The sequence below is a fragment of the Streptomyces sp. MCA2 genome (assembly GCF_023544705.1).
Classification (GTDB): Bacteria; Actinomycetota; Actinomycetes; order Streptomycetales; family Streptomycetaceae; genus Streptomyces; species Streptomyces decoyicus.
This window is the reverse complement of the sequence record NZ_JAMJFM010000032.1, coordinates 42,748-65,888: the sequence shown is the minus strand read 5'-3', so window position 1 is coordinate 65,888 and position 23,141 is coordinate 42,748. Positions and strand designations below refer to the sequence as shown.

21 protein-coding genes are annotated in these 23,141 nt (G+C 71.8%); 12 read left to right on the top strand and 9 right to left on the bottom strand.

Annotated elements, in window-relative coordinates; translation table 11 throughout:
- Nucleotides 1-276 precede the first annotated feature (276 nt).
- The 5 genes from M8I34_RS25025 to M8I34_RS25005 all read right to left on the bottom strand — a co-directional run bounded on the left by M8I34_RS25025 (nucleotide 277) and on the right by M8I34_RS25005 (nucleotide 5,017).
- A complete protein-coding gene (locus M8I34_RS25025) occupies nucleotides 277-1,611 on the bottom strand; it encodes a diaminopimelate decarboxylase (RefSeq protein WP_250052653.1) in 1,335 nt (444 codons plus the stop codon).
- A 406-nt stretch (nucleotides 1,612-2,017) separates the two neighbouring features.
- Complete coding sequence (locus tag M8I34_RS25020) at nucleotides 2,018-2,839, bottom strand: ABC transporter permease (protein ID WP_250052718.1); 822 nt, start codon at nucleotides 2,837-2,839, stop codon at nucleotides 2,018-2,020.
- 227 nt (nucleotides 2,840-3,066) lie between these two features.
- Nucleotides 3,067-4,029, bottom strand: coding sequence for an ABC transporter ATP-binding protein (locus M8I34_RS25015; RefSeq protein ID WP_250052651.1), 963 nt, complete (start codon nucleotides 4,027-4,029; stop codon nucleotides 3,067-3,069).
- Between the two features lie 101 nt (nucleotides 4,030-4,130).
- Nucleotides 4,131-4,514, bottom strand: a complete 384-nt coding sequence (locus M8I34_RS25010) for a transcriptional regulator (protein ID WP_250052649.1) — start codon at nucleotides 4,512-4,514, stop codon at nucleotides 4,131-4,133.
- Nucleotides 4,511-5,017 carry a hypothetical protein gene (locus M8I34_RS25005; RefSeq protein WP_244414465.1) on the bottom strand — a complete coding sequence of 169 codons (507 nt, stop codon included), beginning with the start codon at nucleotides 5,015-5,017 and terminating at the stop codon, nucleotides 4,511-4,513. The genes M8I34_RS25010 and M8I34_RS25005 overlap by 4 nt, the downstream gene beginning before the upstream one ends.
- Nucleotides 5,018-5,260: 243 nt before the next feature.
- On the opposite strand from M8I34_RS25005, the gene hutU reads away from it, so the two are divergent.
- From hutU to hutI, 4 genes are read left to right on the top strand one after another with little or no spacing between them, the layout of a single operon-like run.
- Complete coding sequence (gene hutU / locus M8I34_RS25000; RefSeq protein ID WP_030989955.1) at nucleotides 5,261-6,931, top strand: urocanate hydratase; 1,671 nt, start codon at nucleotides 5,261-5,263, stop codon at nucleotides 6,929-6,931.
- Between the two features lie 17 nt (nucleotides 6,932-6,948).
- A complete protein-coding gene (locus M8I34_RS24995) occupies nucleotides 6,949-8,166 on the top strand; it encodes an allantoate amidohydrolase (protein WP_284050781.1) in 1,218 nt (405 codons plus the stop codon).
- Nucleotides 8,157-9,512 carry a formimidoylglutamate deiminase gene (locus M8I34_RS24990; protein ID WP_244414466.1) on the top strand — a complete coding sequence of 452 codons (1,356 nt, stop codon included), beginning with the start codon at nucleotides 8,157-8,159 and terminating at the stop codon, nucleotides 9,510-9,512. Before M8I34_RS24995 ends, M8I34_RS24990 begins: the two co-directional genes overlap by 10 nt.
- A gap of 17 nt (nucleotides 9,513-9,529) precedes the next feature.
- A complete protein-coding gene (gene hutI / locus M8I34_RS24985; protein ID WP_250052646.1) occupies nucleotides 9,530-10,714 on the top strand; it encodes an imidazolonepropionase in 1,185 nt (394 codons plus the stop codon).
- A 177-nt stretch (nucleotides 10,715-10,891) separates the two neighbouring features.
- On the opposite strand, the gene M8I34_RS24980 is transcribed toward hutI, so the two are convergent.
- Nucleotides 10,892-11,704, bottom strand: coding sequence for an RNA polymerase sigma factor SigF (locus M8I34_RS24980; protein WP_234341365.1), 813 nt, complete (start codon nucleotides 11,702-11,704; stop codon nucleotides 10,892-10,894).
- 385 nt (nucleotides 11,705-12,089) lie between these two features.
- Here M8I34_RS24980 and M8I34_RS24975 point away from each other — a divergent pair, with 385 nt between their 5' ends.
- From M8I34_RS24975 to M8I34_RS24950, 6 genes are all read left to right on the top strand, one after another.
- The gene (locus tag M8I34_RS24975) at nucleotides 12,090-12,458 is read left to right on the top strand and encodes an STAS domain-containing protein (protein ID WP_030086413.1); all 369 of its coding nucleotides are present in this window, start codon (nucleotides 12,090-12,092) and stop codon (nucleotides 12,456-12,458) included.
- Between the two features lie 171 nt (nucleotides 12,459-12,629).
- Nucleotides 12,630-13,130 carry an ATP-binding protein gene (locus M8I34_RS24970; protein ID WP_244414468.1) on the top strand — a complete coding sequence of 167 codons (501 nt, stop codon included), beginning with the start codon at nucleotides 12,630-12,632 and terminating at the stop codon, nucleotides 13,128-13,130.
- A gap of 254 nt (nucleotides 13,131-13,384) precedes the next feature.
- A complete protein-coding gene (locus M8I34_RS24965; RefSeq protein ID WP_250052645.1) occupies nucleotides 13,385-14,104 on the top strand; it encodes an LPXTG cell wall anchor domain-containing protein in 720 nt (239 codons plus the stop codon).
- A 104-nt stretch (nucleotides 14,105-14,208) separates the two neighbouring features.
- On the top strand, nucleotides 14,209-15,207 hold the full coding sequence (locus M8I34_RS24960) for a hypothetical protein (RefSeq protein WP_250052644.1): 999 nt from the start codon (nucleotides 14,209-14,211) through the stop codon (nucleotides 15,205-15,207).
- Nucleotides 15,208-15,323: 116 nt separating this feature from the next.
- The gene (locus tag M8I34_RS24955; RefSeq protein ID WP_250052716.1) at nucleotides 15,324-16,427 is read left to right on the top strand and encodes a hypothetical protein; all 1,104 of its coding nucleotides are present in this window, start codon (nucleotides 15,324-15,326) and stop codon (nucleotides 16,425-16,427) included.
- On the top strand, nucleotides 16,427-17,869 hold the full coding sequence (locus M8I34_RS24950; protein WP_250052643.1) for a hypothetical protein: 1,443 nt from the start codon (nucleotides 16,427-16,429) through the stop codon (nucleotides 17,867-17,869). The genes M8I34_RS24955 and M8I34_RS24950 overlap by 1 nt, the downstream gene beginning before the upstream one ends.
- A gap of 83 nt (nucleotides 17,870-17,952) precedes the next feature.
- On the opposite strand, the gene M8I34_RS24945 is transcribed toward M8I34_RS24950, so the two are convergent.
- A complete protein-coding gene (locus M8I34_RS24945) occupies nucleotides 17,953-19,458 on the bottom strand; it encodes a peptide MFS transporter (protein ID WP_250052642.1) in 1,506 nt (501 codons plus the stop codon).
- A gap of 503 nt (nucleotides 19,459-19,961) precedes the next feature.
- Between M8I34_RS24945 and M8I34_RS24940 the strand changes: the two genes are divergently transcribed.
- Both M8I34_RS24940 and M8I34_RS24935 read left to right on the top strand, forming a co-directional pair.
- Nucleotides 19,962-20,642: a response regulator transcription factor gene (locus M8I34_RS24940; protein WP_030086430.1), complete on the top strand. Its 681-nt coding sequence runs from the start codon at nucleotides 19,962-19,964 to the stop codon at nucleotides 20,640-20,642.
- 6 nt (nucleotides 20,643-20,648) lie between these two features.
- Nucleotides 20,649-21,896 (top strand): ATP-binding protein, encoded by a 1,248-nt coding sequence (locus M8I34_RS24935; RefSeq protein ID WP_030989931.1) that lies wholly within the window; start codon nucleotides 20,649-20,651, stop codon nucleotides 21,894-21,896.
- A 44-nt stretch (nucleotides 21,897-21,940) separates the two neighbouring features.
- Here the strand turns inward: M8I34_RS24935 and M8I34_RS24930 are convergent, their stop codons facing one another.
- Nucleotides 21,941-22,450 (bottom strand): GtrA family protein, encoded by a 510-nt coding sequence (locus tag M8I34_RS24930; protein WP_250052641.1) that lies wholly within the window; start codon nucleotides 22,448-22,450, stop codon nucleotides 21,941-21,943.
- A gap of 155 nt (nucleotides 22,451-22,605) precedes the next feature.
- The gene (locus M8I34_RS24925; protein ID WP_250052640.1) at nucleotides 22,606-23,037 is read right to left on the bottom strand and encodes a protease inhibitor I42 family protein; all 432 of its coding nucleotides are present in this window, start codon (nucleotides 23,035-23,037) and stop codon (nucleotides 22,606-22,608) included.
- Between the last annotated feature and the right edge of the window lie 104 nt (nucleotides 23,038-23,141).

Sequence of the window (23,141 nt, the reverse complement as noted above, 5' to 3'; positions counted from 1 at the left end):
GCGACCTGCGACCTGCGGCTTACGGGCCTGCGGGCCTGCGGGGGCCTGCGGCCTACGCCCTATGCGCCTGCGGCCTACGTGCCAGCCGCCTACGTGCCTCCGGCCTACGGACCTGTCGCCTACGTGCCTCCGGCCTACGGACCTGTCGCCTACGTGCCTCCGGCCTACGGACCTGTCGCCTACGTGCCTCCGGCCTACGCGCCTGTCGCCTACGTGCCTCCGGCCTACGCGCCTGCCGCCAACATGCCTACTTCCTACCGCCTACCGCCGCCGTGCCTACTGCTTTCCGAGGTCGCCCAGCGACTTCGCGTGTGCGCCGCCGCTCTCCTCGGTGAGGTCCTCCAGGGTCTGCGGGGTGCGGACGGTCGCGAAGCGGACGGTGCCGTCCGCGTCCGTCGCATAGCCGTAAACCCCGGGACGGGGGAGGGAGTTGTAGGCGAAGTGGGTGGAGAAGTAGTAGGCACCGGTGTCCAGGAGGGCGGCGTGGTCGCCGGACTCCAGGAGGGGGAGCGGGCGGTTCTCGGCGACCAGGTCACCCGCGAAGCAGCACGGTCCCGCGATGTCCTGGGCAACCGGAGCGCCCGTCTTGGGGCGCCCCTCGGCGTCGTAGGCCGCGACCCGGAGGGGCCAGGCCTCGGGGACGAAGACCGTACGGGTGGCGACCTGGGCGCCGGCGTGGGTGACCGCGATGGGCCGGCCGCCGGCCGACTTCGCATACTCGACGCGGGCGAGGACCGTGCCGTGCTTGGCCAGCAGTGAGCGGCCGAACTCAGTGACGATGCCGTAACGCCCGGACAGCAGGCCGGGGACGGTCGCGTGGAGCAGCGCGGCGTACTCGCGGTAGGTCGGAGTGGTGGCGTCCGAGGAGAAGTTCACCGGCAGACCGCCGCCGATGTCGAGGGTGTCGATCTGGCGCCGCCCGGCCTTCTCGTTGATCTCCTCGGCGAGGTCGTACAGGGCCTGTACGCCCGCGGCCATCAGCTCCAGCGGCATGCCCTGGGAACCGACATGGGCATGCAGCCGGGTCAGCCACGGGCGGGCGAGGAAGGCCTGTACGACCCAGTCGCGGGCGCCCTCGTCACGCAGCCCGACACCGAACTTCGAGGTGTCCGTGGCGGTGCTCATCGCCCCGATGCTGCCGCCGCCGATCTGGGGGTTGACCCGCACACCGATGGGTGCGCTGCTCGGCGCCGACGCCATCAGCGCGTCGATGCGAGCCAGTTCCTCGGGGTTGTCGGCGTTCACGGCGATCCCGAGGGCCAGCGCCTCACGGAGTTCGGCGAGGGTCTTTGCGGGCGAGTCCAGCACGGTCCGCCCGACCGGCACCCCGGCGGCACGGGCCAGCGCCAGCTCGCCGGGGCTGGCCACCTCGCACCCGAGCCCCTCTTGCGCAAGCAGCCGCAATACGGGGACGAGCGAGGCGGCCTTCACGGCGAAGGCGTGCAGGACCGGGGTGCCGGGAGCGGTGAACTCCTCAAAGGCGGCGCGGAGTTCGGCCGCCGACCGGCGGATCCCGGCGATATCGAGCAGCCCGGCGACGGGCTCGCCGGGCCCCACCAGCCCGCGCGCTACGGCTGCCTCTACGGCACGGTCTCGCTCCGTGAAGTTCATACCTCAACTCCATCATCGGGTGGGGGTGTCACGCCAACCGGGGCCCGCTGCCCTGGCGCCCCGGCAGCCTGCCCACCACGCGGACTGTCCGACCTCCGACCGGACTGTCCGATCCTCGACCGGATTATTCGCCTCGTCCAGACTGTCCGACCCCCAACCGGATTGTTCCCCTCGTCCGGACTGTTCGCTCCCCGTCCGGATCATCTGCCCCCTCCGGACTATCTGCCCGCGTCCGGATCGTCTCCCCCTCCCGGGCCGTCTGCCCCTCCGCCCAGGGCCGTCGGGCCGTCCGCCCCCGGCGCGGACCGCCTGCCGGACCTCCAACCCACGCCCGGACCGTCCAACCCCCGGACCGCCCGGACCGCCCCGACCGCGCGGGCCAGCCGGCTCCCCGCCCGCTCCCCGCTCAGCCCGTTCCGCCGCCGTACCCCGCCTTGCGGTGGCGTTCGGTGAGGCGGGAGCCGGACTCGCGGCGGGCGGCGCGGCGCAGGAGCGGGACGGCCAGCAGGAAGCCGAGGACGGCCCAGGCGGTGAGTATCAGGGCCACGGTCGGCAGCTCCCAGGAGCCGGCCGGTTCCGCGGCGCGTGCGGCGTCCGGCAGGAGGGCCGAGCGCAGGCCCTGCGCCATCCACTTCAGCGGGAAGACGGAGGCGATCTTCTGGACCACCGCGGGCAGCGAGCTGAGCGGGAACATCGCCCCCGAGGTGACCAGCAGCGCCATCACGGGCAGCATGATCAGCGCCAGCGCCTCCCGGGGATTCGGCAGCACGGCGCCGAGGGCCGCGCCGAGCGGTACGACCGCGAGCAGCCCGAGCGCGCTGACCCACAGCAGCGTCAGCCAGCCACCGGGCCCGTGCGGCAGCGGGCCGTCCACCAGCAGGGCGGCGGCTCCCAGCAGGACGACCAGGGTCCCGAACGCCATCGCGACCACCAGTAGCGACTTGGCGACGAGGTACGCGGGTATGCCGCCGGGGGTGGCGCGCAGCCGCAGCAGGGCGCCCTCCTCGCGCTCGGTCACCAGGATCTGCGGGAGATTGACCAGCCCGATCTGGAACAGCAGGTAGGCGGCGAAGCCCGCGAGCGTCAGATGGGCCAGCGGGACATGGGTACCGGGCACCTTGGAGCTGATGTAGCCGGCGAGCAGCAGCGCGACGACGACATTGACCAGATGGCCGCTCATCTCCTTGGGGTTGCGGACGAGGTGGCGGAGCTCGATGCCCCCGCGCAGGAGACCGGCCCGCCAGTAGCGGCGGCGATGCCGCGAGGTGGTCTCCCCCGTGCTCGCAGCGGCCGTCTCCGGCCTGCCTGCCGTCTCCGGCCTGCCTGCCGTCTCCGGCCTGCCTGCCGTCTCCGGCCTCCCTGCCGTGTCCGGCCTCCCCGCCACATCGGCCCCCTGGCCGCTGCCCGTCGCCGCTGTCGCTTCTGTCCCGGCAGTCACTTCGCTCCCCCTCATGCTTACTTCTCCCCGTCCGAGACCGCAGGCCCGTCCGAGACCGCAGGCCCGTCCGAGACCGCAGGCCCGTCCGGGACCGCAGGCCCGTCCGAGACCGCAGGCCCGTCCGCGCCCCCGTGCCCGTCCGCGCTCCCGGTCCCGGCCTCGGCCCCCTCGCCCTGGTGGACCATGTGCAGGTAGGTGTCCTCCAGCGTCGGGCGGCGGACCTCCAGGTCGGCGACCGGTCCGCCCGTCTCCTGATGCAGCTCCCAGACCAGCTGGGAGGGGTCCTCGGTACGTTCCCGGCGGGAAGTGCCGTCGGGCGCCGTCCAGCGGACCTCGGCCTGGGCGGCGGCCCGCCGGGCGAGTTCCGCCGGGGTGCCGCCGGCCCGGATCCGGCCGTTGACCAGCACCGCTATCCGGTCGGCCAGCCGCTCGGCCTCCGCCAGGTCATGGGTAGTGAGCAGGATCGTGACGCCCTCGTCGCGCGCGAGCCGTTCGACCAGGTCGTGGAAGTCGCGCCGGGCCTCGGGGTCGAAGCCGGTGGTCGGCTCGTCGAGGAAGAGGAGTTCGGGGCGGCCGATGATCGCGAGTGCCACGTCCAGGCGGCGGCGCTGGCCGCCGGACAGCCGGTCGACCTGCTGTCCGGCCTGCTCCGTGAGGCCGACCAGGGCCAGCAGCCCGGCGGGGTCGCGGGGGGCCGGGTAATAGAGGGCGAAGTGCGTCAGCAGCTCGGCCACCCGCCAGCGGCGGTGGTCGCGCCAGGACTGGAGGACCAGGCCGATCCGGCCGCGCCAGGCGTCGTCGCCGTGCGCCGGGTCCTTGCCCAGTACGGTGACCTCCCCGCCGGAGCGCCGCCGGAAGCCTTCCAGGATCTCGACGGTGGTGGTCTTCCCCGCGCCGTTGGGGCCGAGCAGCGCGAAGATCTCGCCGCGGCGGATGTCCAGATCGATGCCGTGCAGGACGTGGGTGCTGCCGTACGACATCCTCAAGTCGCGGACTCGGATGACCGGTGGGGCGGATCCGGCGGAGGCCGTGGCTGCCGAAGCGGCCGTGGCCGGGGGGAGAGGCAGTTGCCCGGTGGTCGTCATCGGCCCGCCTCCGCGCGCTGTTGCTGTTGCCCTGTCCCTGATGCCGCCGCGGCGGACTCCGTCGCCGGTGCGGCCACCGCCGTGGGCCCCGCGCCCTCGACGATGGCGCGGAGCGCGGCCACATGCCCCTCGAAGGCGGTGCGGCCGCGGCTCGTCAGCCGTACTTTGGTGCGCCGTTTGCGGCCGCCGCCCTCCTTGCGGATCTCCAGATAGCCGGCCTCTTCCAGGGTGTGCAGCTGCTTGGAGAGCGCGGAGTCGCTGAGCGAGAGGCTGTCGCGGATGAACGGGAAGTCGGCCCATTCCGTGGCGGCGAGCAGCGCCACCACGGACAGCCGGGTGGAGGGGTGGATCAGTTCGTCGAAGCCGCTCGGGGTGCTCATCGGTGCGTCTCCTTGAGGCTCGCTCTCGCAGCGCGGTCGCGCAGCGAGCTGACCGCCCAGCGGTTCGCGGGGCCGACGAAGAGGAGGAATGCGCCCGCCGAGACGGTGGCCTGGATCAGGCTGCCGAACGGCAGCGCCAGCCAGTCGACCAGTGCGCCGGAGACCAGGATGGTCACGGCGGTCACCGCCATGCCCGCGAGGAAGGTGGCGAACGACCGCCAGCTGTGACGCGAGCGGTGCAGCCGCATCCGGGTCCGGCGGTTGTAGATCACGGCCAGCGAGCCGAGCAGGGTGACGTACGCGGTCAGCACCAGCCAGAACGCCCACCGGGGCAGATCGAGGCCCGATACGGCGAGGAACACCCACATGATTCCGGCCGTGGTGTACGTCGCCCCGGCGTCGCCATGGGCGCATCTCTCGATCTCGTCGTACACCCGCTCCTGCGGTACCCGAATGCGCTGTAGATCCTGCCAGGCCTGTTCGGCATCCACCGATGTGCTCATGGCCATCGCCTCCCCAAGGCGGTCCAGACGTTCCCCGTTGACTTGCCTACCAGGAAAGTTAGCGCAGACTTTCCCAGTGGGCAAGTAAAAATTCCGGAGCCGATTCCGGAGCCGGTTCCGGGGCCCGCTGGCCGGTTCGTGCGGTTCGCGGCGAGCGGCTCGCCGGATCCTGTTGACTAGAGGTATTCAGCAGCTCCAATATGTGAATAGCTCAATCCATTCGACGTCAGGGAGGCACGGCCCATGTCGGGACCGCGACCCGTGCGGGCACCGCGCGGTACGGAGCTCAGTGCTCGGGGATGGCAGCAGGAAGCTGCGCTGCGCATGTTGCAGAACAACCTCGATCCGGAGGTGGCCGAACACCCGGACCAGCTCGTCGTCTACGGCGGTACGGGCAAGGCCGCCCGTGACTGGCGCTCCTTCGACGCGATGGTGCGCACGCTCACCACGCTCAAGCAGGACGAGACGATGCTCGTCCAGTCCGGCCGGCCGGTCGGCGTGATGCAGACGCACGAATGGGCGCCGCGGGTGCTCATCGCCAACTCCAACCTCGTCGGCGACTGGGCCAACTGGGAGGAGTTCCGCCGCCTGGAGGCCCTCGGCCTGACCATGTACGGGCAGATGACCGCCGGTTCATGGATCTACATCGGCACCCAGGGCATCCTCCAGGGCACCTACGAGACCTTCGCCGCCGTCGCCGCCAAGAAGTTCCACGGCACGCTGGCCGGGACGATCACGCTCACCGCCGGCCTCGGCGGCATGGGCGGCGCCCAGCCGCTCGCCGTCACCATGAACGACGGCGTCGCCATCTGCATCGATGTCGACCCGCGGGCCATCGAACGCCGGATCGAGCACCGCTACCTGGACGTGAAGGCGGACAGCCTCCAGCACGCGCTCCAGCTCGCCGTCGAGGCCCGTGACCAGCGCAAGCCGCTCTCCATCGGCCTGCTCGGCAACGCCGCCGAGCTGCTGCCGCAGATGCTCGCCGAGGGCGCGCCGATCGACATCGTCACCGACCAGACCAGCGCCCACGACCCGCTGGCCTACCTGCCCGTCGGCATCGACTTCGACGACATGGCCGCCTACGCGGCGGAAAAGCCCGCCGACTTCACCCAGCGGGCGCGCGAGTCGATGGCCCGGCACGTCGAGGCCATGGTCGGCTTCATGGACGCCGGCGCCGAGGTCTTCGACTACGGCAACTCGATCCGCGGCGAGGCCCAACTCGCCGGATATGAGCGTGCCTTCGCCTTCCCCGGCTTCGTCCCCGCCTATATCCGGCCACTGTTCGCCGAGGGCAAGGGACCGTTCCGCTGGGCCGCGCTGTCCGGCGACGCCCGGGACATCGCCGCCACCGACAAGGCGATCCTCGACCTCTTCCCGGAGAACGAGTCGCTGGCCCGCTGGATCAAGCTGGCCGGCGAGCGGGTGCACTTCCAGGGCCTGCCCGCCCGGATCTGCTGGCTCGGCTACGGCGAACGCGACAAGGCCGGTGAGCGCTTCAACGAGATGGTCGCCGACGGCACCCTGCGCGCCCCGCTGGCCATCGGCCGCGACCACCTCGACTGCGGCTCCGTCGCCTCGCCCTACCGCGAGACCGAGGCCATGAAGGACGGCTCCGACGCGATCGCCGACTGGCCGCTGCTCAACGCCATGGTCAACGTCGCCTCCGGCGCCTCCTGGGTCTCGCTGCACCACGGCGGCGGCGTCGGCATGGGCCGCTCGATCCACGCCGGACAGGTCACCGTCGCCGACGGCACGGCGCTGGCCGGCGAGAAGATCCGCAGGGTGCTCACCAACGACCCCGGCATGGGCGTCATCCGGCATGTCGACGCGGGCTACGAGCGCGCCGATGAGGTGGCCGCCGAGCGCGGTGTCCGCATCCCGATGCGCGAGGGCGAAGGCGGGGGCGCGTGACCGCCTCGTTCCACGAGATGTGGGAGGAGCTGCGGCCCCTCGGCCGCGACTCCTCCTCCGGGGGCTACCGCCGCTACGCCTGGACCGGCGCCGACACCGACTGCCGTGCGTGGTTCCGCTCCCAGGCCGAGGCCCGTGGACTCGCCTACGAACTGGACCGCAACGGCAACCAGTGGGCCTGGCTCGGGGCCACCGGCTACCAGGACGTGGCCCCCGGCGACGCCGTCGTCACCGGCTCGCACCTGGACTCCGTACCGGACGGCGGCGCCTTCGACGGCCCGCTGGGTGTCGTCTCCTCCTTCGCCGCGCTGGACGAACTCCGCCGGAGGGGAGCGGAATTCGGCAAGCCGCTGGCGATCGTCAACTTCGGCGACGAGGAAGGCGCCCGCTTCGGCCTGGCCTGCGTCGGCTCCCGGCTCGCCGCCGGCGCGCTGACCACCGAGGCCGCGCACCGGCTGCGCGACGGCGACGGCATCACCCTCCCGCAGGCCATGGAGCGCGCCGGATACGACCCCGAGGCGATCGGCCCGGACCCCGAACGGCTCGCCAGGATCGGCGCGTTCGTCGAACTCCACGTCGAGCAGGGCCGGGCCCTGGACCTGTCCGGTGATCCGGTCGGCATCGCCTCCGCCATCTGGCCGCACGGCCGCTGGCGGTTCGACTTCCACGGCGAGGCCAACCACGCCGGCACCACCCGCCTCGACGACCGCCGCGACCCGATGCTCAGCTACGCCGCGACCGTGCTCGCCGCCCGCGAGCAGGCCCGGCTGGCCGGCGCCCTGGCCACCTTCGGGAAGATCAGCGTGGAGCCGAACGGGGTCAACGCCATCCCCTCGCTCGTCCGCGGTTGGCTGGACTCCCGCGCCGCCGACCAGGACACCCTGGACACCGTGATCGCCGGGATCGAGCAGGCCGCCGCCGAGCGCGCCGCCCGCGACGGTGTGGACCTGACCGTGGTCCGCGAATCCTTCACCCCGGTCGTGGAGTTCCAGCACGCCCTGCGGGACGAGCTGAGCGCGATCCTCGGCAAGTCGGGGGAGCGGCCCGTGCCCGTCCTGGGCACCGGCGCCGGGCACGATGCCGGTATTTTGTCCGGAACCGTCCCCACCGCGATGCTGTTCGTCCGCAACCCCACCGGGGTGTCGCACTCGCCCGCCGAAGCGGCGGGGGAGGACGACTGCGCCGCCGGGGTCACCGCACTCGCCGACGTACTGGAAGGGCTGGCGTGCCACTGACCACGCAGGCAACACCGACGACGTACTGGCTCGAACACGCCTGGCTCGGCACCCACGTCGAGCCGGGCGTCACCCTGGACGTCGCGGACGGGCGGATCACGGCCGTCCGCACCGGGGCGGACACCCCGCCGCCCGGCGCCACCGCGCTGCGCGGTCTGACCCTCCCAGGCCTCGCCAACGCCCACTCGCACGCCTTCCACCGCGCCCTGCGCGGCACGGTCCAGGTCGGCACCGGCACCTTCTGGACCTGGCGCGAGGTCATGTACAGCGTCGCGGACCGGCTCACCCCCGAGACCTATTACGCCCTCGCCCGCGCCGTCTACGCCGAGATGGCGCTGGCCGGCATCACCTGCGTCGGCGAATTCCACTACCTCCACCACGCGCCGGGCGGCACCCGCTACGACGACCCCAACGCCATGGGCGAGGCGCTGGTCTCCGCCGCCGAAGACGCCGGTATCCGCATCACCCTGCTCGACACCGCCTATCTCTCGGCCGGCTTCGGAGCCGCGCCCAACCACCACCAGCTGCGCTTCTCCGACGGCACCGCCGAGCGCTGGGCCCAGCGCGCCGACGCCCTCAAGGAGCGCGCCCACGCCCGCATCGGCGCCGCCATCCACTCCGTACGCGCCGTCCCCGCCGGGCAGCTCGGCACCGTCGCGGACTGGGCCCGCGAACGGCAGGCACCGCTGCACGTCCACCTCTCGGAGCAGACCGCCGAGAACGACGCCTGCCGCGACGCCCACGGCCGCACCCCCGCACAACTGCTGGCCGACCACGGCGCGCTGGGCCGGCGCACCACGGCCGTGCACGCCACCCACCTCACCACCGAGGACATCGAGCTGCTCGGTGACTCCCACACGGGCGTGTGCATGTGTCCCACCACCGAACGCGACCTCGCCGACGGCATCGGCCCGGCCGCCCGGCTCCAGGGCCGCGGCAGCCCGCTGTCCCTCGGCAGCGACAGCCACGCCGTCATCGACCTGCTCGAAGAGGCCCGCGCCATGGAGCTCGACGAACGGCTGCGCACCCGCACCCGCGGGCACTGGACGGCCGCCGCCCTGCTGCGCGCCGCGACCGCCGACGGTCACGCCGCCCTGGGCTGGGACGACGCCGGCGCCCTGGAGACCGGCGCGCTCGCCGACCTCACCACAATCGCACTGGACTCCGTACGCACCGCCGGACCACTGCCCCGGCTGGCCGCCGAAACGGCCGTATTTGCCGCCTCCGCGGCGGACGTACGGCACACCATCGTCGGCGGCCGGCAGATCGTCCGGGACGGTGTGCACACCCTCGTCCCCGACGTACCCACCGCCCTCGCCGAGTCCATCGCCGCGGTACGCGGCTGAAGGAGAACACCCCCGCGATGACGACGACTTCCACGCCGACCACCACCGCCATCACCCACATCTCCCAGCTCGTCACCAACGACCCCTCCCTCGGTGAAGGCCCCCTCGGCCTGATCCAGGACGCCGCGGTCGTCATCGACGGCGACCGCATCGCCTGGGTCGGTGCCTCCAGCAAAGCACCTGCCACCGACAGCGCCGTCGACGCGGGCGGCCGGGCAGGCCTCCCCGGCTTCGTCGACTCCCACTCCCACCTGGTCTTCGCCGGTGACCGCACCGCGGAGTTCAACGCCCGGATGTCCGGCCGCCCGTACTCCGCCGGCGGCATCCGCACCACCGTCGCCGCCACCCGCGCCGCCACCGACGAGGCGCTGCACGCCAACGTCGCCCGCTATCTCGCGGAGGCGCTCCGCCAGGGCACCACCACCCAGGAGACCAAGTCCGGCTACGGACTCACCGTCGAGGACGAGGCCCGCGCGCTGCGCATCGCCGCCGAGCACACCGACGAGGTCACCTTCCTCGGCGCGCACATCGTCTCGCCCGACTACGCCGACGACCCGGCCGGCTACGTCGACCTGGTCACCGGCCCGATGCTGGACGCCTGCGCCCCGCACGCCCGTTGGGTCGACGTCTTCTGCGAGAAGGGCGCCTTCGACGGCGACCAGGCCCGCGCCGTCCTCACCGCGGGCAAGGCCAGGGGCCTGGTGCCGCGGGTGCACGCCAACCAGCTCGGCCACGGCCCCGGCGTCCAGCTCGCCGTCGAGGTCGGTGCCGCCTCCGCCGACCACTGCACCCACCTCAGCCAGGCCGACATCGACGCCCTCGCGCACTCCGACACCGTCGCCACGCTCCTGCCGGGCGCCGAGTTCTCCACCCGCGCCCAGTGGCCCGACGCCCGTCCGCTGCTCGACGCGGGCGCCACCGTCGCCCTGTCCACCGACTGCAACCCCGGCTCGTCCTTCACGAGTTCCATGGGGTTCTGCATCGCGCTGGCGGTCCGCGACATGGGGATGACGCCCGACGAGGCCGTGTGGTCGGCGACCGCGGGCGGCGCCCGTGCCCTGCGCCGCACGGACGTCGGCCGGATCGCCCCCGGCGCCCGCGCCGACCTCGCCCTCTTGGACGCGCCCTCGCACGTCCACCTCGCCTACCGGCCGGGCGTCCCGCTCGTCTCCGACGTGTGGCACAAGGGAGTTCGCGTCTGACGGCCACGCGCGCAGGGTGACGTCCGCGCCGGCTTCACGGAGCCGGGCGCGGGCGCACTGCGCCGGCCCGGCATGCGCAGGCACAGCAAAGGAGGGCCCGTCCCGAGCAGTCCCGGGGCAGGCCCTCATTTGCGCGGGCGGCTGCCGGCCACGGGGGCCGGCAGGGACCGCGGTCCCTCACTCCTCGACCATCAGGCCCTTGCGGAGCCGCACGAGAGTGCGCGAGAGCAGACGGGAGACATGCATCTGGGAGATGCCCAGCTCCTCGCCGATCTCGGACTGCGTCAGGTTGGCGACGAAGCGCAGCGAGAGGATCTTGCGGTCGCGCGGCGGGAGTTCGGCGATCAGCGGCTTGAGCGATTCGACGTACTCGATGCCCTCGAGGCCGTGGTCCTCGTAGCCGATGCGGTCCGCCAGCGCGCCTTCGCTGTCGTCCTCCTCGGGCTGGGCGTCCAGCGAGCTCGCGGTGTAGGCGTTGCTCGCGGCCATCCCCTCGACGACCTCGTCACGGGTGATGCTGAGGCGTTCGGCGAGTTCGAGCACGGTGGGGGCGCGGTCCAGCTTCTGCGCCAGCTCGTCGCCGGCCTTGGCGAGGTCCAGGCGCAGCTCCTGAAGGCGCCTCGGTACCCGCACCGACCAGCTGGTGTCACGGAAGAAGCGCTTGATCTCGCCGACGATGGTCGGCATCGCAAACGTCGGGAACTCGACGCCACGGCTGATCTCGAAGCGGTCGATCGCCTTGATCAGGCCGATCGTGCCGACCTGGACGATGTCCTCCATGGGCTCGCTGCGGGAGCGGAACCGGGAGGCCGCGAACTTCACCAGCGCGAGGTTGAGCTCGACCAGAGTGTTGCGGACGTACGCGAATTCGTGGGTGCCTTCCTCGAGCGTTTCGAGCCGCTCGAAGAGGGTCTTGGACAGAGCCCTCGCGTCCACCGGGCCCACCTCGTCGAACGGCGGGATCTCGGGCAGCGCCTCGATCTCAGTCATTTCCGCCAGATCTGATTCGGCGGGCAGCGACTGGGAAGGGATGTGCCCGGTCGGGTCGGACGGGGGTGTCGACGATGCGGGCTGCCGGGTGTCGTCGGTGCGCAGTTCGTCGAGCCGGGGTGACATGGTCTCCTCCATCGTTCTCGGCATATGGCTGCCGATGCCTCTACGTGAAGCTGCGGTGTGCGGCGCCTCCAAAGCCGGCCGTTTCGAATGTGTGCTTCTACGCCTACCTGGCTTTGCCTGAAGATGGCAAGTGCGTGTTGTCCGTATATTGAGCAATATGCGGATTGTTCGGCTACCGAGAGGCGTCAGGAGGGCGTAGGGTTCGCTGAGCGCAGTCGTAAGCAAACAGTTGTCTAGACAGCAAGAGGGGTGCGCGCGCATGGACCGCGGGACGGTCGGCAGTGCAAGCCGGGGCCGGCTTCATGTCGAGATCCGCCATCACGGCGCCAGCGCGGTCGTGACGGTTTCGGGTGAGTTGGATCACCACACCGCAGACCTGTTGCGTGAGTCACTCGAGGGCTGCGTGGACGACGGATATGCACGCCTGGTGGTGGACTGCTCACCCCTTGAGTTCATGGACTCCACCGGCCTCAATGTGTTGCTCGGCGCGCGCCTGAAGGCGGAGGCCGAGGGGGGCGGAGTTCATTTGGCCGGGATGCAGCCGGTGGTCGCCCGCGTCTTCGAGATCACGGGCGCGGAGGCGGTCTTCACGGTGCACGACTCTCTCGACGCGGCCCTGGCCGAGTGACATGGCGACGGTGTCCGGAACGTTGCATTCCGGGCACGTAGTCCGTGTCACAACTTCCGTACCCAAGAAGTGGGTGTTCTCACCGTCCGGTCGGGCAGGAGACATCTGAATCCGTTGAATCAGTCAGTATCTGTTTTCCGTGAACAGGCGAATCGGTGAGGTGAAGCGCTGATGAGCACCACCCGGCCGTACCCGCCGGGCGATCTCGGCCCGGAGTCGGGCGGCGCGAGCGCTTCCGCCGCCCCGGCTGCCGCCACCCCGGTGGGCCAGATCCGCCGGCTGCGCCTGGCGGGCACCCGTGGTGCCGTGGCGCGTGGCCGTGACTTCGCCCGGCAGGCCCTGCACGACTGGGGCTGGCTGCCGGCCGCCAGTGCCGACCGTCGTGCCGCGGCCGAGGATGTGCTGCTCGTCGTCTCGGAACTGGTCACCAACGCCTGTCTGCATGCCGAAGGGCCCGAGGAGCTGCGGCTGCGCTGCACCTCCAAAGTGCTGCGCCTGGAGGTCAGCGACCTCGGTGCGGGCTCGCCGGCGCCGCGCAGCCCGCACCGTCCGGGCCGCCCCGGCGGTCACGGCATGTTCATCGTGCAGCGCCTGTGCCTGGACTGGGGCGTGGTGCGTCACCCCGACGGCACGGGCAAGACCGTCTGGGCGGAGCTCGCCGCGCCGTCCTGAAGGGCGGGCGGAGGGGTCGGAGAAGAGCTGGGCGCGGGCCTGTGGGCCCGCGCTTCGTCGTGTGCGGGCCCTGTCGTACGGCACCCTCGGGCCGCCGCGTACACGGCCGGATTTCCCCGCCGTGCGGGCCCCGGGCCGATCGGGGCTGTGCATTGCCTTCCCTCGGCAAGGTCCCCGGCGTACCTTGAGCGGCCAATCTGATGTGCCGTCAGTAACATCCGGCGGCGCGCTCACCGGGAGAAGGGGAATCCGAGGTGGCCCGCTTCTACGAACAGCACGGCAGGCGCCCGGGGCGGACGGCCGGCCTCGCCGCGGCCGTGGCGATGGCGGCGGGATCCGCGGTGATGCTCGCCGCGCCGACTGCCCACGCCGAGGTCGTCGACGTCAACTACCAGTGCAAAACGCCGATCGGCAACAAGGGTGCGGTCTCGCCCATCGACATCAAGAGCACCGCCGCCGGTGGTGCGTACAAGCTCGTCATGTCCTTCCAGAAGGGCGTCTCCTCCAGCCCCGTCGAGCTGGGCAAGGGCGCCATGAAGCCGAGCGCGCTGATCAAGCTGGGCGGTGCGGAGAGCGGTACGGTGCCGGTTGCCGGGCCGCCGAACGACAAGGCGATACCGGCCAACACCCCCATCAAGATCAGTGACTTGAGCGGTACGTACACGCCCAAGGGCAGCGGCAAGGTCACCTTCACGGCCGCCACGCTCACCATCAAGGCGCTGGGCACCACCACCACCTGCACCCCGAGCAACAACCCCAAGCCCTCGCTGACCCTCGACGTGAAGGGATCCGGCGGCTCGGGCGGCGCGTCCGGAAGCGCGGGTTCCGCCGCGGGCGGCGGTTCCTCCGGCGGGCAGCTGCCGCAGACCGGACCCGCGGACTCCGCGATCGCGCTGGGCACCCTCGGCGGCACCGTGCTGCTGGCCGGTGCGGCCGGTGCGCTCTGGCTGACCCGCCGCCACCAGCGGGTGTGACGCTCCGCGCGGGGCGCCAGGACCCGCGGAGCGCACCCCCGTACCCCGCCCGACCCCTTGCCCGGCCGGCACGGGGAGGTACCCGCCTGCACCAGGAGCCGCCGATGCCGTTCCGTACCCGCACAGCGGTCAGCGGTGCGATCCTCGCCACCGCCGCCGTGCTGCTGTGCCCCGCCGCGGCCGTGGCCCGGCCGGCCGCCGCGCCGGCACCGCCGGGCTGGTCCGCGGCGCCCGCGCCCGGCGACGGCGCCGAGCCGCGGGCAGTGGACCGCCCGTACTTCTACCTGGCGGGCGCGCCGGGCACCGTCATGAACGACCGGCTGTCCCTGAGCAACCCCACCGGCCGTGCCGTCACCGTACGGCTGCGCAGCTCCGTGCCCGGCTCGTGGCTCAGGCTCGCCTCGACGGAGGTGAAGGTGCCGCCGCGCACCCGGGCGAGCGTTCCGTTCACGGTGACCGTGCCGCGGGGCGCGGCCCCCGGCGACCACTCCGGAGAGCTGATCGCGACCGGCGGGGGCAAGGGGGGCGGCGCGGGCGGACGGGACGCCGTAGCGGTCCATCTGCGGGTGACCGGGCCGACGTTGTCCGCGCTGACCGTCGAGGACGTGTCGGTGAGCGGGCGGGGCCGTACGGCGGCCATCCGGTACACGCTGGTCAACCGCGGCAACACGGTGCTCGCGCCGCGGCTCGCGGTCCGCGCCGACGGGCTCTTCGGCCCGGTGCTGCGCCGGGCCGCCCGCACCCTTCCGGTCGGACTACGGCCCGGCCAGGCCATCGATCTGACGGAGAAATGGCCCGATCCGCCCGATCTGGACCGGGTGGACGTGCGGCTCACGGTGACGGCGGGCGGCGGTGCCCACGGGGCCGCCACCGCCACGTACACCGCTGCCCCCTGGGGCGTCGTGGCCGGACCGGTGCTCCTCCTGGCGGCGGGCGCGGGCGGCCTGGCGGTCGTCCGCCGGCGACGCGGTGCCCAGGCCGTGCGTGGGGTGCCGGGCGCGGACACCGCGCGGACCGCGGCCGATGAGGCGCCGCCGTGCGAGGACGGAAGGCCGGACGCGGCGGAGCAGTTGGCGAGCACCGGATCAGGAGCGCGATCGTGAACGACGAGACGGGGGCGGGGACGGGAGCGGGAGCGGGTACGGCGACGAGGGCGGGCAGGTCGGGCGGGGTGGCCGGACCGTCGGCCCGCGCCGGGCGTCGTGTGCGGCGGCGGGTGGTGGCCGTGCTCGCGTTGTGCGCGGCGCTCGCTTCGGTCCCGCTTACGGGCGCCGTCGCGGTGTCTGCCGCCCCGTACGCCCCGGCGGCCGAGGGCAGGCCCACCGTCCACCTGTCCCAGAAGGAAGCCGGCAAAGGCGGCAGCCTCACCGTGACCGGTCGCGGCTGGCGGCCCAAGGCGCTGCTCACGCTGCTGATCTGCGGACAGAACATGATCGGCGGCACCAACGCCTGTGCCAACGGCGACGGGCGGGCGGTCACCACCGACGCGCACGGCGCGTTCCACAAGAGACTTCCGGTCGCCGAGCCGCCCAAGCCCTGCCCCTGTGTGGTGCATGTGGCGACCGTGACCGGTGAGGCCGCCGACGCCGATGCCGCGTTCAAGGTGGCCGGCCACCCGGTGGCCCCGCTGCCCCAGGAGGGCACCGGCGGCCGGCTGACGGTGCTCGCCCAGCCGCGGCTGGCCGGCAGCAGCGGCCTGCTGACCTGGTTCGGTGCCCCCGCACAGCGCGAGTTGACCCTCACGGTCGGCAATCTCGGCTCGGCACCGGCCCGGGACCCGGTCTTCCAGGTCGGCACCTCGCACGGGGTCTTCGCGCCGAAATGGGAGGAGCAGCAGTGGCGGGGGACCGTACCCGCCGGAAAGAAGGCCGAGGTCAGGCTGCCGGTCGAACTGCCGGCCGGCGCGCACGGGGACTATCTGGTCTCCCTCAAATACGGCGGCAAGGTGCTGGCCGAGCAGCCCTGGGGGGTCGGCAGGCCCTGGGGCGTGACGCTCTTCTGGGTGCTGCTCTGTGTGGTGGTCCCGACGGCGGTGTTCCGCATCGGGATGGCCCTCGTGGACCGGGTGCGCCCGCGCCGGGCGGGCGGGACCCGCAGGCACACGGCAGGACGTACGCACCCGGCCGCAGGCACCCGCGCCGCCGGCCGGCCGCCCCGCGCGGCCGGCACCGGATCACGCATCAGAAACCGAACCGCGGGCGAGAGCTCCACGGACGGCCCCGGTACGCCGGGCGACTCCGCCGCGCTGCCGTGGTTCACCCCGGACACCGCACCGTCCACCACCACATCAACCGAACGACCGACGTCGAAAGGTTCAGCGTGATGAGGCAACGGAGGAGAGCTGCGGTGGCCTCGGCGGCCGCGCTGGTGCTCGCGGGTGCGGGCATCGTGGCAGCGGCCGGGACCGCCCAGGCAGCGGAGGTGGCGTACAAGACGGAGTGTCTGCCGCCACCGATATCGGGGCTGCCGCCGATCCAGGGCACCACGAAGGTGGCGGTCAGCGCCCCCGCGACCGCGAAGGTCGGCGACGAGATCGAGGTGGTCTGGAAGACCGTCGAGGGGGCCTCCAAGAACCCCGACATCCTCGATCTGGGGGAGAACACCGTCCAGCCGACCGGCACGATCAAGGTGGCCGGCGCGCAGACCGGCGATCTGGCGATGCAGGGACCGCGCCAGAACCCGCCGATCCCCAAGGGCGGTGCGATGAAGCTGTCCGACATGAAGGGCAAGCTGAAGCTGGACAAACCGGGTGAGGTCACCCTGGCGCCCGGCTTCTACAACATCAACGTCAACAAGCCGATCTCCACGGACACCAAGTGCTCCCCCAAGGAGACCGTGCAGCCCGCGGTCACCATCAAGGTGACCGACGGCGGGGGCAGTTCCGGCGGCACCACGAGCGGGACGACGACCGGCACCACTACCGGGACGACCAGCGGGACCACCACCGGCACCACTACCGGGACATCCGGCGGCACCACCACCGGGACGACCGGCGGGACCACGTCGGGAACGACCAGCGGCACCACTAGCGGCGGCACTGACGGCGGCACGAGCGCCGGCCCGTCCGGCGGTACGACCACCGGCGGTTCCGGCGGCGACCCCGACGGCACCGCGTACCAGGGCAAGCAGGTGCAGGTCCCGTACGCCTGCAAGACGCCCATCGGGGACAAGAAGGCGACCTCCCCGGTCCAGATCAACGCCGTGAAGAAGGGCGGCAGTTACGACCTGACGGTGAAGTTCGCGAAGTCCGTCATGGACAGTCCGGCGGACATCCCCAAGGACTCGGTCAAGCCGTCGATGGACGTCAAGGTCGGCGGCGCGGACAAGGGATCGGTGAAGGTCGAGGGTCCGACGAACGCCGAGCCGATCAAGTCGGGCCAGCCGATCGCGATCCCCGACCTGAAGGGCACCTACAAGCCGGGTGCCACCGGCAAGGCCACGCTCACCCCGGGCGTGCTCACCGTCAACGCCCTCGGGACGACCACCACCTGCACCCCGGAGAAGGACCCGGGAGTCTCGCTCGCCCTGGACACCTCGGCGCAGCAGGGCGGCACCTCCGGCGGTACGACGGGCGGCGCGGCGGCCTCCGGCGGCAGCGCGGCGGGACCGGCCAGTGTGTCGGGCGGCAGCAGCGGCGGCCTCGCCGAGACCGGTGCGAGTGACCACGGCGCGCTGACCGCGCTCGGCCTCCTCGCCGGGACGGTCATCCTGCTGGGCGGCGCGGTCTTCACGTTCCTCCCGCGCCACCGGGCACGGGTCCGCTGACGCGGCACGTCCACGGGACGCACGAAGGGGGCGTCGCACCCGGCGGTGCGACGCCCCCTTTCGTTGTCCGGGGCCGGCAGACGTCAGTTGACGCTGCCCATCAGCTCCTTGATCCGCTTGCGGTACATCCAGATGCCGACTCCGGCGACGACCGCGAAGGCGGCCTCGACGGTGACCGCACCCGAGGTGTTCAGGTCGATGTTCAGCTGCGGCGACGTCAGCAGACCTGACACGGAGTCACCCGCGGTGACCGCGAGGAACCAGACACCCATCATCTGGGAGCTGTACTTGGCGGGCGCCATCTTCGTGGTGACCGACAGGCCGACCGGGGAGAGGCACAGCTCACCGACGGTCTGGATGAAGTAGATCGACACCAGCCACAGCGGGCTCACCTTGCCGCCGTCGCCGGCGGTGGCGAAGAGCGGCATGAGGAAGACGACGAAGGAGATGCCGATCAGGGTGAGGCTGGACGCGAACTTGACGGCGGTGCTGGGCTCCTTGCCGCGCTTGTTCAGCCACAGCCACGCCGAGGCGACCAGCGGGGCGAGCGCCATGATGAAGACCGGGTTCAGCGACTGGTACCACGACGTCGGGAAGTGGAATCCCAGCAGGTTGTTCGTCGTGGAGTGCTCGCCGAAGATCGACAGGGTCGAGCCGTTCTGGTCGTAGATCATCCAGAAGACGGCGGCGACCACGAAGAACCAGACGTAGCCCGAGAGCTTGGACTGTTCGAGGTCCGTGAGCTCCTTGTCGCGCTTCATGCGGACCAGGACGGCGATCGGGATGACCAGGCCGGCGATGGTGATCGGCATCAGCGCCCAGTCGGCGAAGTTACCGGTCACGCCGAGCAGGGTGTAGAACACGGCCGCGACGATCAGCCAGATCAGGCCCTTGCGCAGCACGGACGCCTTCTCCTCGGGCGTCGCGGGCTGGGCGACGACGCTGCTCTCCGCGCTCAGGTGGCGGGTGCCGAGCAGGAACTGGACCAGGCCGAGTGCCATGCCGACGGCGGCGAGCGTGAACCCGAAGTGCCAGTTGACGGACTCGCCGACAGTGCCGATGCTCAGCGGGGCCAGGAACGCGCCGAGGTTGATGCCGATGTAGAAGAGCGTGAAGCCACCGTCACGGCGCGGATCCTCCGGGCCGTTGTAGAGGTGGCCGACCATCGTGGAGATGTTCGCCTTCAGCAGGCCGGAGCCGAGCGCGACCAGCACGAGACCGCCGAAGAAGGTCGCCGCGGTGGGCAGGGCGAGCGTGATGTGGCCGGCGATGACGACACCCGCGCCGATGGCGACCGTCTTGCGCGGCCCCCAGAAGCGGTCGGCCACCCAGCCGCCCGGCATGGCGAGCAGATAGACCATCGCCATGTAGACGGAGTAGATCGCCGTGGCCGTGGTGGCCTGCATATGCATGCCGCCGGGCGCGATCAGGTACAGCGGGAGAAGAGCCTTCATGCCGTAGAAGCTGAAGCGCTCCCACATCTCGGTCATGAAGAGCGTGGCCAGTCCGCGGGGGTGGCCGAAGAAGGTCTTGCCGCCGTCCACAGGGTTCCCCTGCTGGGCCGCGTCCTTCGTCAGGCTGGACGCCATGGATGCTTCCTTGCTGCTACGGGACGCGTTCGCACGCCGTACGCGCCCGGGTGGGGGGGAGTGACCGGTACCGGCGTAACTCCGCCCGCCCCCACGTCCGGGAGGTTCGGCTCCCCGCGGGGGGTCGGCAGGACGGTCGTACACCGGGATCCACGCCCCCCGTGCTACAAGCGCGGTGGAACCGGTCGACATGTCGATCACTGCGTAGCGGGACTGGTGATTCCAGCCCTGTACACAACGAGGGACCGTTGACGTCAGTTGAGCGTCAAAGGTCCCGAAGGTTGAGCGATGGACGTCCTGCCACCATACGTCTCGTCGCACCGCCGTTGGGCAGCGTGAGACAACGCTCACACTGCAACGGGGAACTACAGGCGCCCCTCCGTGCGACCGCGCGCTCTCGCGCGCGCCGACGCTTGTGCAGCTCAGGGTGCAGGAACGGTCCGTCGTCGGCCATCCGCGCTGGTCCGCCCCTCGGCCCGGATGCATCGGACTACCATCGGGCCATGACCCGTGTACTGCTCGCCGAGGATGACGCGTCCATCTCGGAGCCGCTCGCCCGCGCACTGCGCCGCGAGGGTTACGAAGTCGAGGTGCGCGAGGACGGCCCGACGGCGCTCGACGCCGGTCTCCAGGGCAATATCGACCTCGTCGTCCTGGACCTGGGGCTGCCCGGTATGGACGGCCTGGAGGTCGCCCGCCGGCTGCGCAACGAAGGCCACTCCTTCCCCATTCTGGTGCTGACCGCCCGCGCCGACGAGGTGGACACCGTCGTCGGCCTGGACGCCGGCGCCGATGACTACGTCACCAAGCCCTTCCGGCTCGCCGAACTCCTCGCCCGCGTACGGGCGCTGCTGCGCCGCGGCTCCACCGCCGAGCCCCAGCAGCCGCCCGCCACCCACGGCGTACGGATCGACGTCGAGTCGCACCGCGCATGGATGGGGGACGAGGAACTCCAGCTCACGGCCAAGGAGTTCGACCTGCTGCGGGTCCTGGTGCGCGACGCCGGCCGGGTCGTCACCCGCGACCAGCTGATGCGCGAGGTCTGGGACACCACGTGGTGGTCCTCCACGAAGACGCTCGACATGCACATCTCCTGGCTGCGCAAGAAGCTCGGGGACGACGCCGCCAACCCCCGCTACATCGCCACCGTCCGCGGAGTCGGCTTCCGCTTCGAGAAGAGCTAGGGGCCCGTGCGCCGTCGCCTGATCAACTCCACGCTCGCCGTGGTGCTCGTCGTGATCGCCGTTTTCGGCGTCTCGCTCGTCATCGTCGAGACCCGCACCATCCAGGCCGGCGCCCAGGAGAGTGTGGCGTCCGAGGCGGTCCGGTTGGTCGGGATAGTGGAGAGCCGGCTGGGCAGCGGCGAGAAGATCACCCCGGACATCCTCTCCGAGCAGATCACCGCCAAGCGGTACGCGCAGATCAAGGTGCCCGGCAAGGAGCCGATCGAGATCGGCAAGCGGCCCACGGGCGACGTCATCCAGTCGCAGGTGCGCGGCGACCGCGGCGAGTCCGTCACGGTCAAGGCGTCCCGCTCCATGGTCAGTGCGGAGATCGGCCGGACGCTGCTGGTCATTCTGGCCGTGGCGCTGCTGGCGATCATTGCGGCCGTCATCCTGGCCGTCCGCCAGGGACGCCGGCTGACCGCGCCGCTCACCGACCTCGCCGAGACCGCCGAGCGGCTCGGCTCCGGCGACCCCCGCCCGCGCCACCGCCGCTACGGCGTCCAGGAGCTGGACCGGGTCGCCGATGTGCTGGACGCCAGTGCCGAGCGGATCGCGCGGATGCTGACCGCCGAGCGGCGGCTGGCCGCGGACGCCTCCCACCAGCTGCGGACGCCGCTGACGGCGCTGTCCATGCGGCTGGAGGAGATCACCCTCACCGACGATCCGGACACCGTGAAGGAAGAGGCCACCATCGCGCTGGCGCAGGTGGAGCGGCTGACGGATGTCGTCCAGCGGCTGCTGACCAATTCCCGGGACCCGCGCAGCGGCTCCGCGGTCGCCTTCGACCTCGACGAGGTGGTCAAGCAGCAGATCGAGGAGTGGCGGCCGGCCTACCGCAGTGCGGGGCGGGCCATCGTGCGCTCCGGCAAGAAGGGGCTGCGGGCCGTCGGCACTCCGGGCGCGGTCGCCCAGGTGCTGGCCACCCTCATCGAGAACTCGCTGATGCACGGCGACGGGACGGTCGCGCTGCGTACCCGCGTCACCGGCAACCAGGCGGTCGTCGAGGTCACCGATGCCGGTCCGGGGGTCCCGCCGGACCTCGGCTCGCGGGTCTTCGAGCGGACGGTGTCCGGCCGGAACTCCACCGGGCTCGGGCTGGCCGTCGCCCGCGATCTGGCGGAGGCGGACGGCGGGCGGCTGGAGCTGCTCCAGCAGCATCCGCCGATCTTTGCGCTGTTCCTGGCCCGGGAAGCCGATTCCGTCGACGAGTGAGCCCGCGGGGGCCGGTGCGTCCTGCGGGACCCGGCGTGCCCCGGCTACTTCCGGGAGGCGCTGCGCGGGCGCGGTGAGCGGTCGGTGAGGAAGGACTCGGCGGTCTCGACGGCCTCCCGCGCGGGCAGCGCACGGAAGACCCAGGTGCGGTAGGACCAGAAGCGGAAGAGCGTGGCGACGCCGATGCCGAGGAACTTGAAGACGTTGCTCTGGAGCGGGCTGTCCCAGTGGAACCCGTACGTCGCGACGTAGAGCAGTCCGTTCTCGATCACCAGGCCGATCGCGCTGAACAGCAGGAAGAGCGTCAGCTCCTTCGTCCGGCCCTGCTTGTCGCGGTCACGGTAGGTGAAGTAGCGGTAGCCGAGATAGTTGGTGCCGGTCGCCACGACCGTCGCGATGATGCTGGCCCGGACGACGGGTACCTCGGTCAGATGCCGCACGAGGTTGAACACCGCGAAGTTGACCACGACACCCGCGCCGCCGACCGCGCCGAACTTCGCCACTTCGCGAACCAGCGCCTCCAGCCTCGACCGCAGCGCGCTCCGTTCACTCATGGTGATCGTTCAGCTCCCGTCGTGGGCGGTGTCCGCGGCCGTCATCCTGGTCCGCTCCCTCATGCTAACCAGGGGTGGGGAGCCGTGCCTGCCATCTGTCCGGTCCGTGCGCAAGGCCTCGCGGTCCGAACGGGTCAGCCGACAGTGACCGCCGATCAGCCGACGGTGACACGGAAGTTGAGGCTGCGGGCGCCCTTCTCGTCGGCCGCGCCGGTGCCGCAGCGCCGGCAGCGCAGCAGCCGTAAGTCCGTACGGCCCGGGCGGACGGCCTCGAAGGAGAGGTAGCGGGCGGTGCCGGAGCCGGTCGGGGGCCGGCCGGCGGTGACCACGCGCTCGCCGGCGGCCTTGAGGAGCGAGGGGTCGGGGCGGGGCTCGGCGATGATCCAGCGATAGCCGTCGGCGGGGTCGTCGGCGACCTTCACGCTGAAGCGGTCGCCGGCGGAGACCGTGATCTCGGTGTCGTCCGCGTCATAGACCTTGGGCGCCGATAACTGGCTGAAAACGGAGTACAGGGCGATCAGCAGCGCGGCGATCGCGACGGCGATCACCAGCGTCCTGGAGCCCCTCGATATGCCACTGTTCGCCATCCGGCCTCCCCTTTACCGGGCCCGCGTCCGGGCACCGGTTCCGCCCCGGAACCCGAGAGTAACCGCCGCTTTCGATCTTGCGCCGACGATCTTCGAACGTGCGC

What these genes read in the sequence shown, in the direction of transcription:
- M8I34_RS24925 (WP_250052640.1), bottom strand. Translation starts at nt 23,037, where the DNA reads ATGGCGAACAGTGGCATATCGAGGGGCTCCAGGACGCTGGTGATCGCC.
- M8I34_RS25005 (WP_244414465.1), bottom strand. Translation starts at nt 5,017, where the DNA reads ATGAGCACATCGGTGGATGCCGAACAGGCCTGGCAGGATCTACAGCGC.
- M8I34_RS25025 (WP_250052653.1), bottom strand. Translation starts at nt 1,611, where the DNA reads ATGAACTTCACGGAGCGAGACCGTGCCGTAGAGGCAGCCGTAGCGCGC.
- M8I34_RS24980 (WP_234341365.1), bottom strand. Translation starts at nt 11,704, where the DNA reads ATGACTGAGATCGAGGCGCTGCCCGAGATCCCGCCGTTCGACGAGGTG.
- M8I34_RS24945 (WP_250052642.1), bottom strand. Translation starts at nt 19,458, where the DNA reads ATGGCGTCCAGCCTGACGAAGGACGCGGCCCAGCAGGGGAACCCTGTG.
- M8I34_RS24930 (WP_250052641.1), bottom strand. Translation starts at nt 22,450, where the DNA reads ATGAGTGAACGGAGCGCGCTGCGGTCGAGGCTGGAGGCGCTGGTTCGC.
- M8I34_RS24995 (WP_284050781.1), top strand. Translation starts at nt 6,949, where the DNA reads ATGTGGGAGGAGCTGCGGCCCCTCGGCCGCGACTCCTCCTCCGGGGGC.
- M8I34_RS24950 (WP_250052643.1), top strand. Translation starts at nt 16,427, where the DNA reads ATGAGGCAACGGAGGAGAGCTGCGGTGGCCTCGGCGGCCGCGCTGGTG.
- M8I34_RS24970 (WP_244414468.1), top strand. Translation starts at nt 12,630, where the DNA reads ATGAGCACCACCCGGCCGTACCCGCCGGGCGATCTCGGCCCGGAGTCG.
- M8I34_RS25015 (WP_250052651.1), bottom strand. Translation starts at nt 4,029, where the DNA reads ATGTCGTACGGCAGCACCCACGTCCTGCACGGCATCGATCTGGACATC.
- hutI (WP_250052646.1), top strand. Translation starts at nt 9,530, where the DNA reads ATGACGACGACTTCCACGCCGACCACCACCGCCATCACCCACATCTCC.
- M8I34_RS24975 (WP_030086413.1), top strand. Translation starts at nt 12,090, where the DNA reads ATGGACCGCGGGACGGTCGGCAGTGCAAGCCGGGGCCGGCTTCATGTC.
- M8I34_RS25010 (WP_250052649.1), bottom strand. Translation starts at nt 4,514, where the DNA reads ATGAGCACCCCGAGCGGCTTCGACGAACTGATCCACCCCTCCACCCGG.
- M8I34_RS24960 (WP_250052644.1), top strand. Translation starts at nt 14,209, where the DNA reads ATGCCGTTCCGTACCCGCACAGCGGTCAGCGGTGCGATCCTCGCCACC.
- hutU (WP_030989955.1), top strand. Translation starts at nt 5,261, where the DNA reads ATGTCGGGACCGCGACCCGTGCGGGCACCGCGCGGTACGGAGCTCAGT.
- M8I34_RS24940 (WP_030086430.1), top strand. Translation starts at nt 19,962, where the DNA reads ATGACCCGTGTACTGCTCGCCGAGGATGACGCGTCCATCTCGGAGCCG.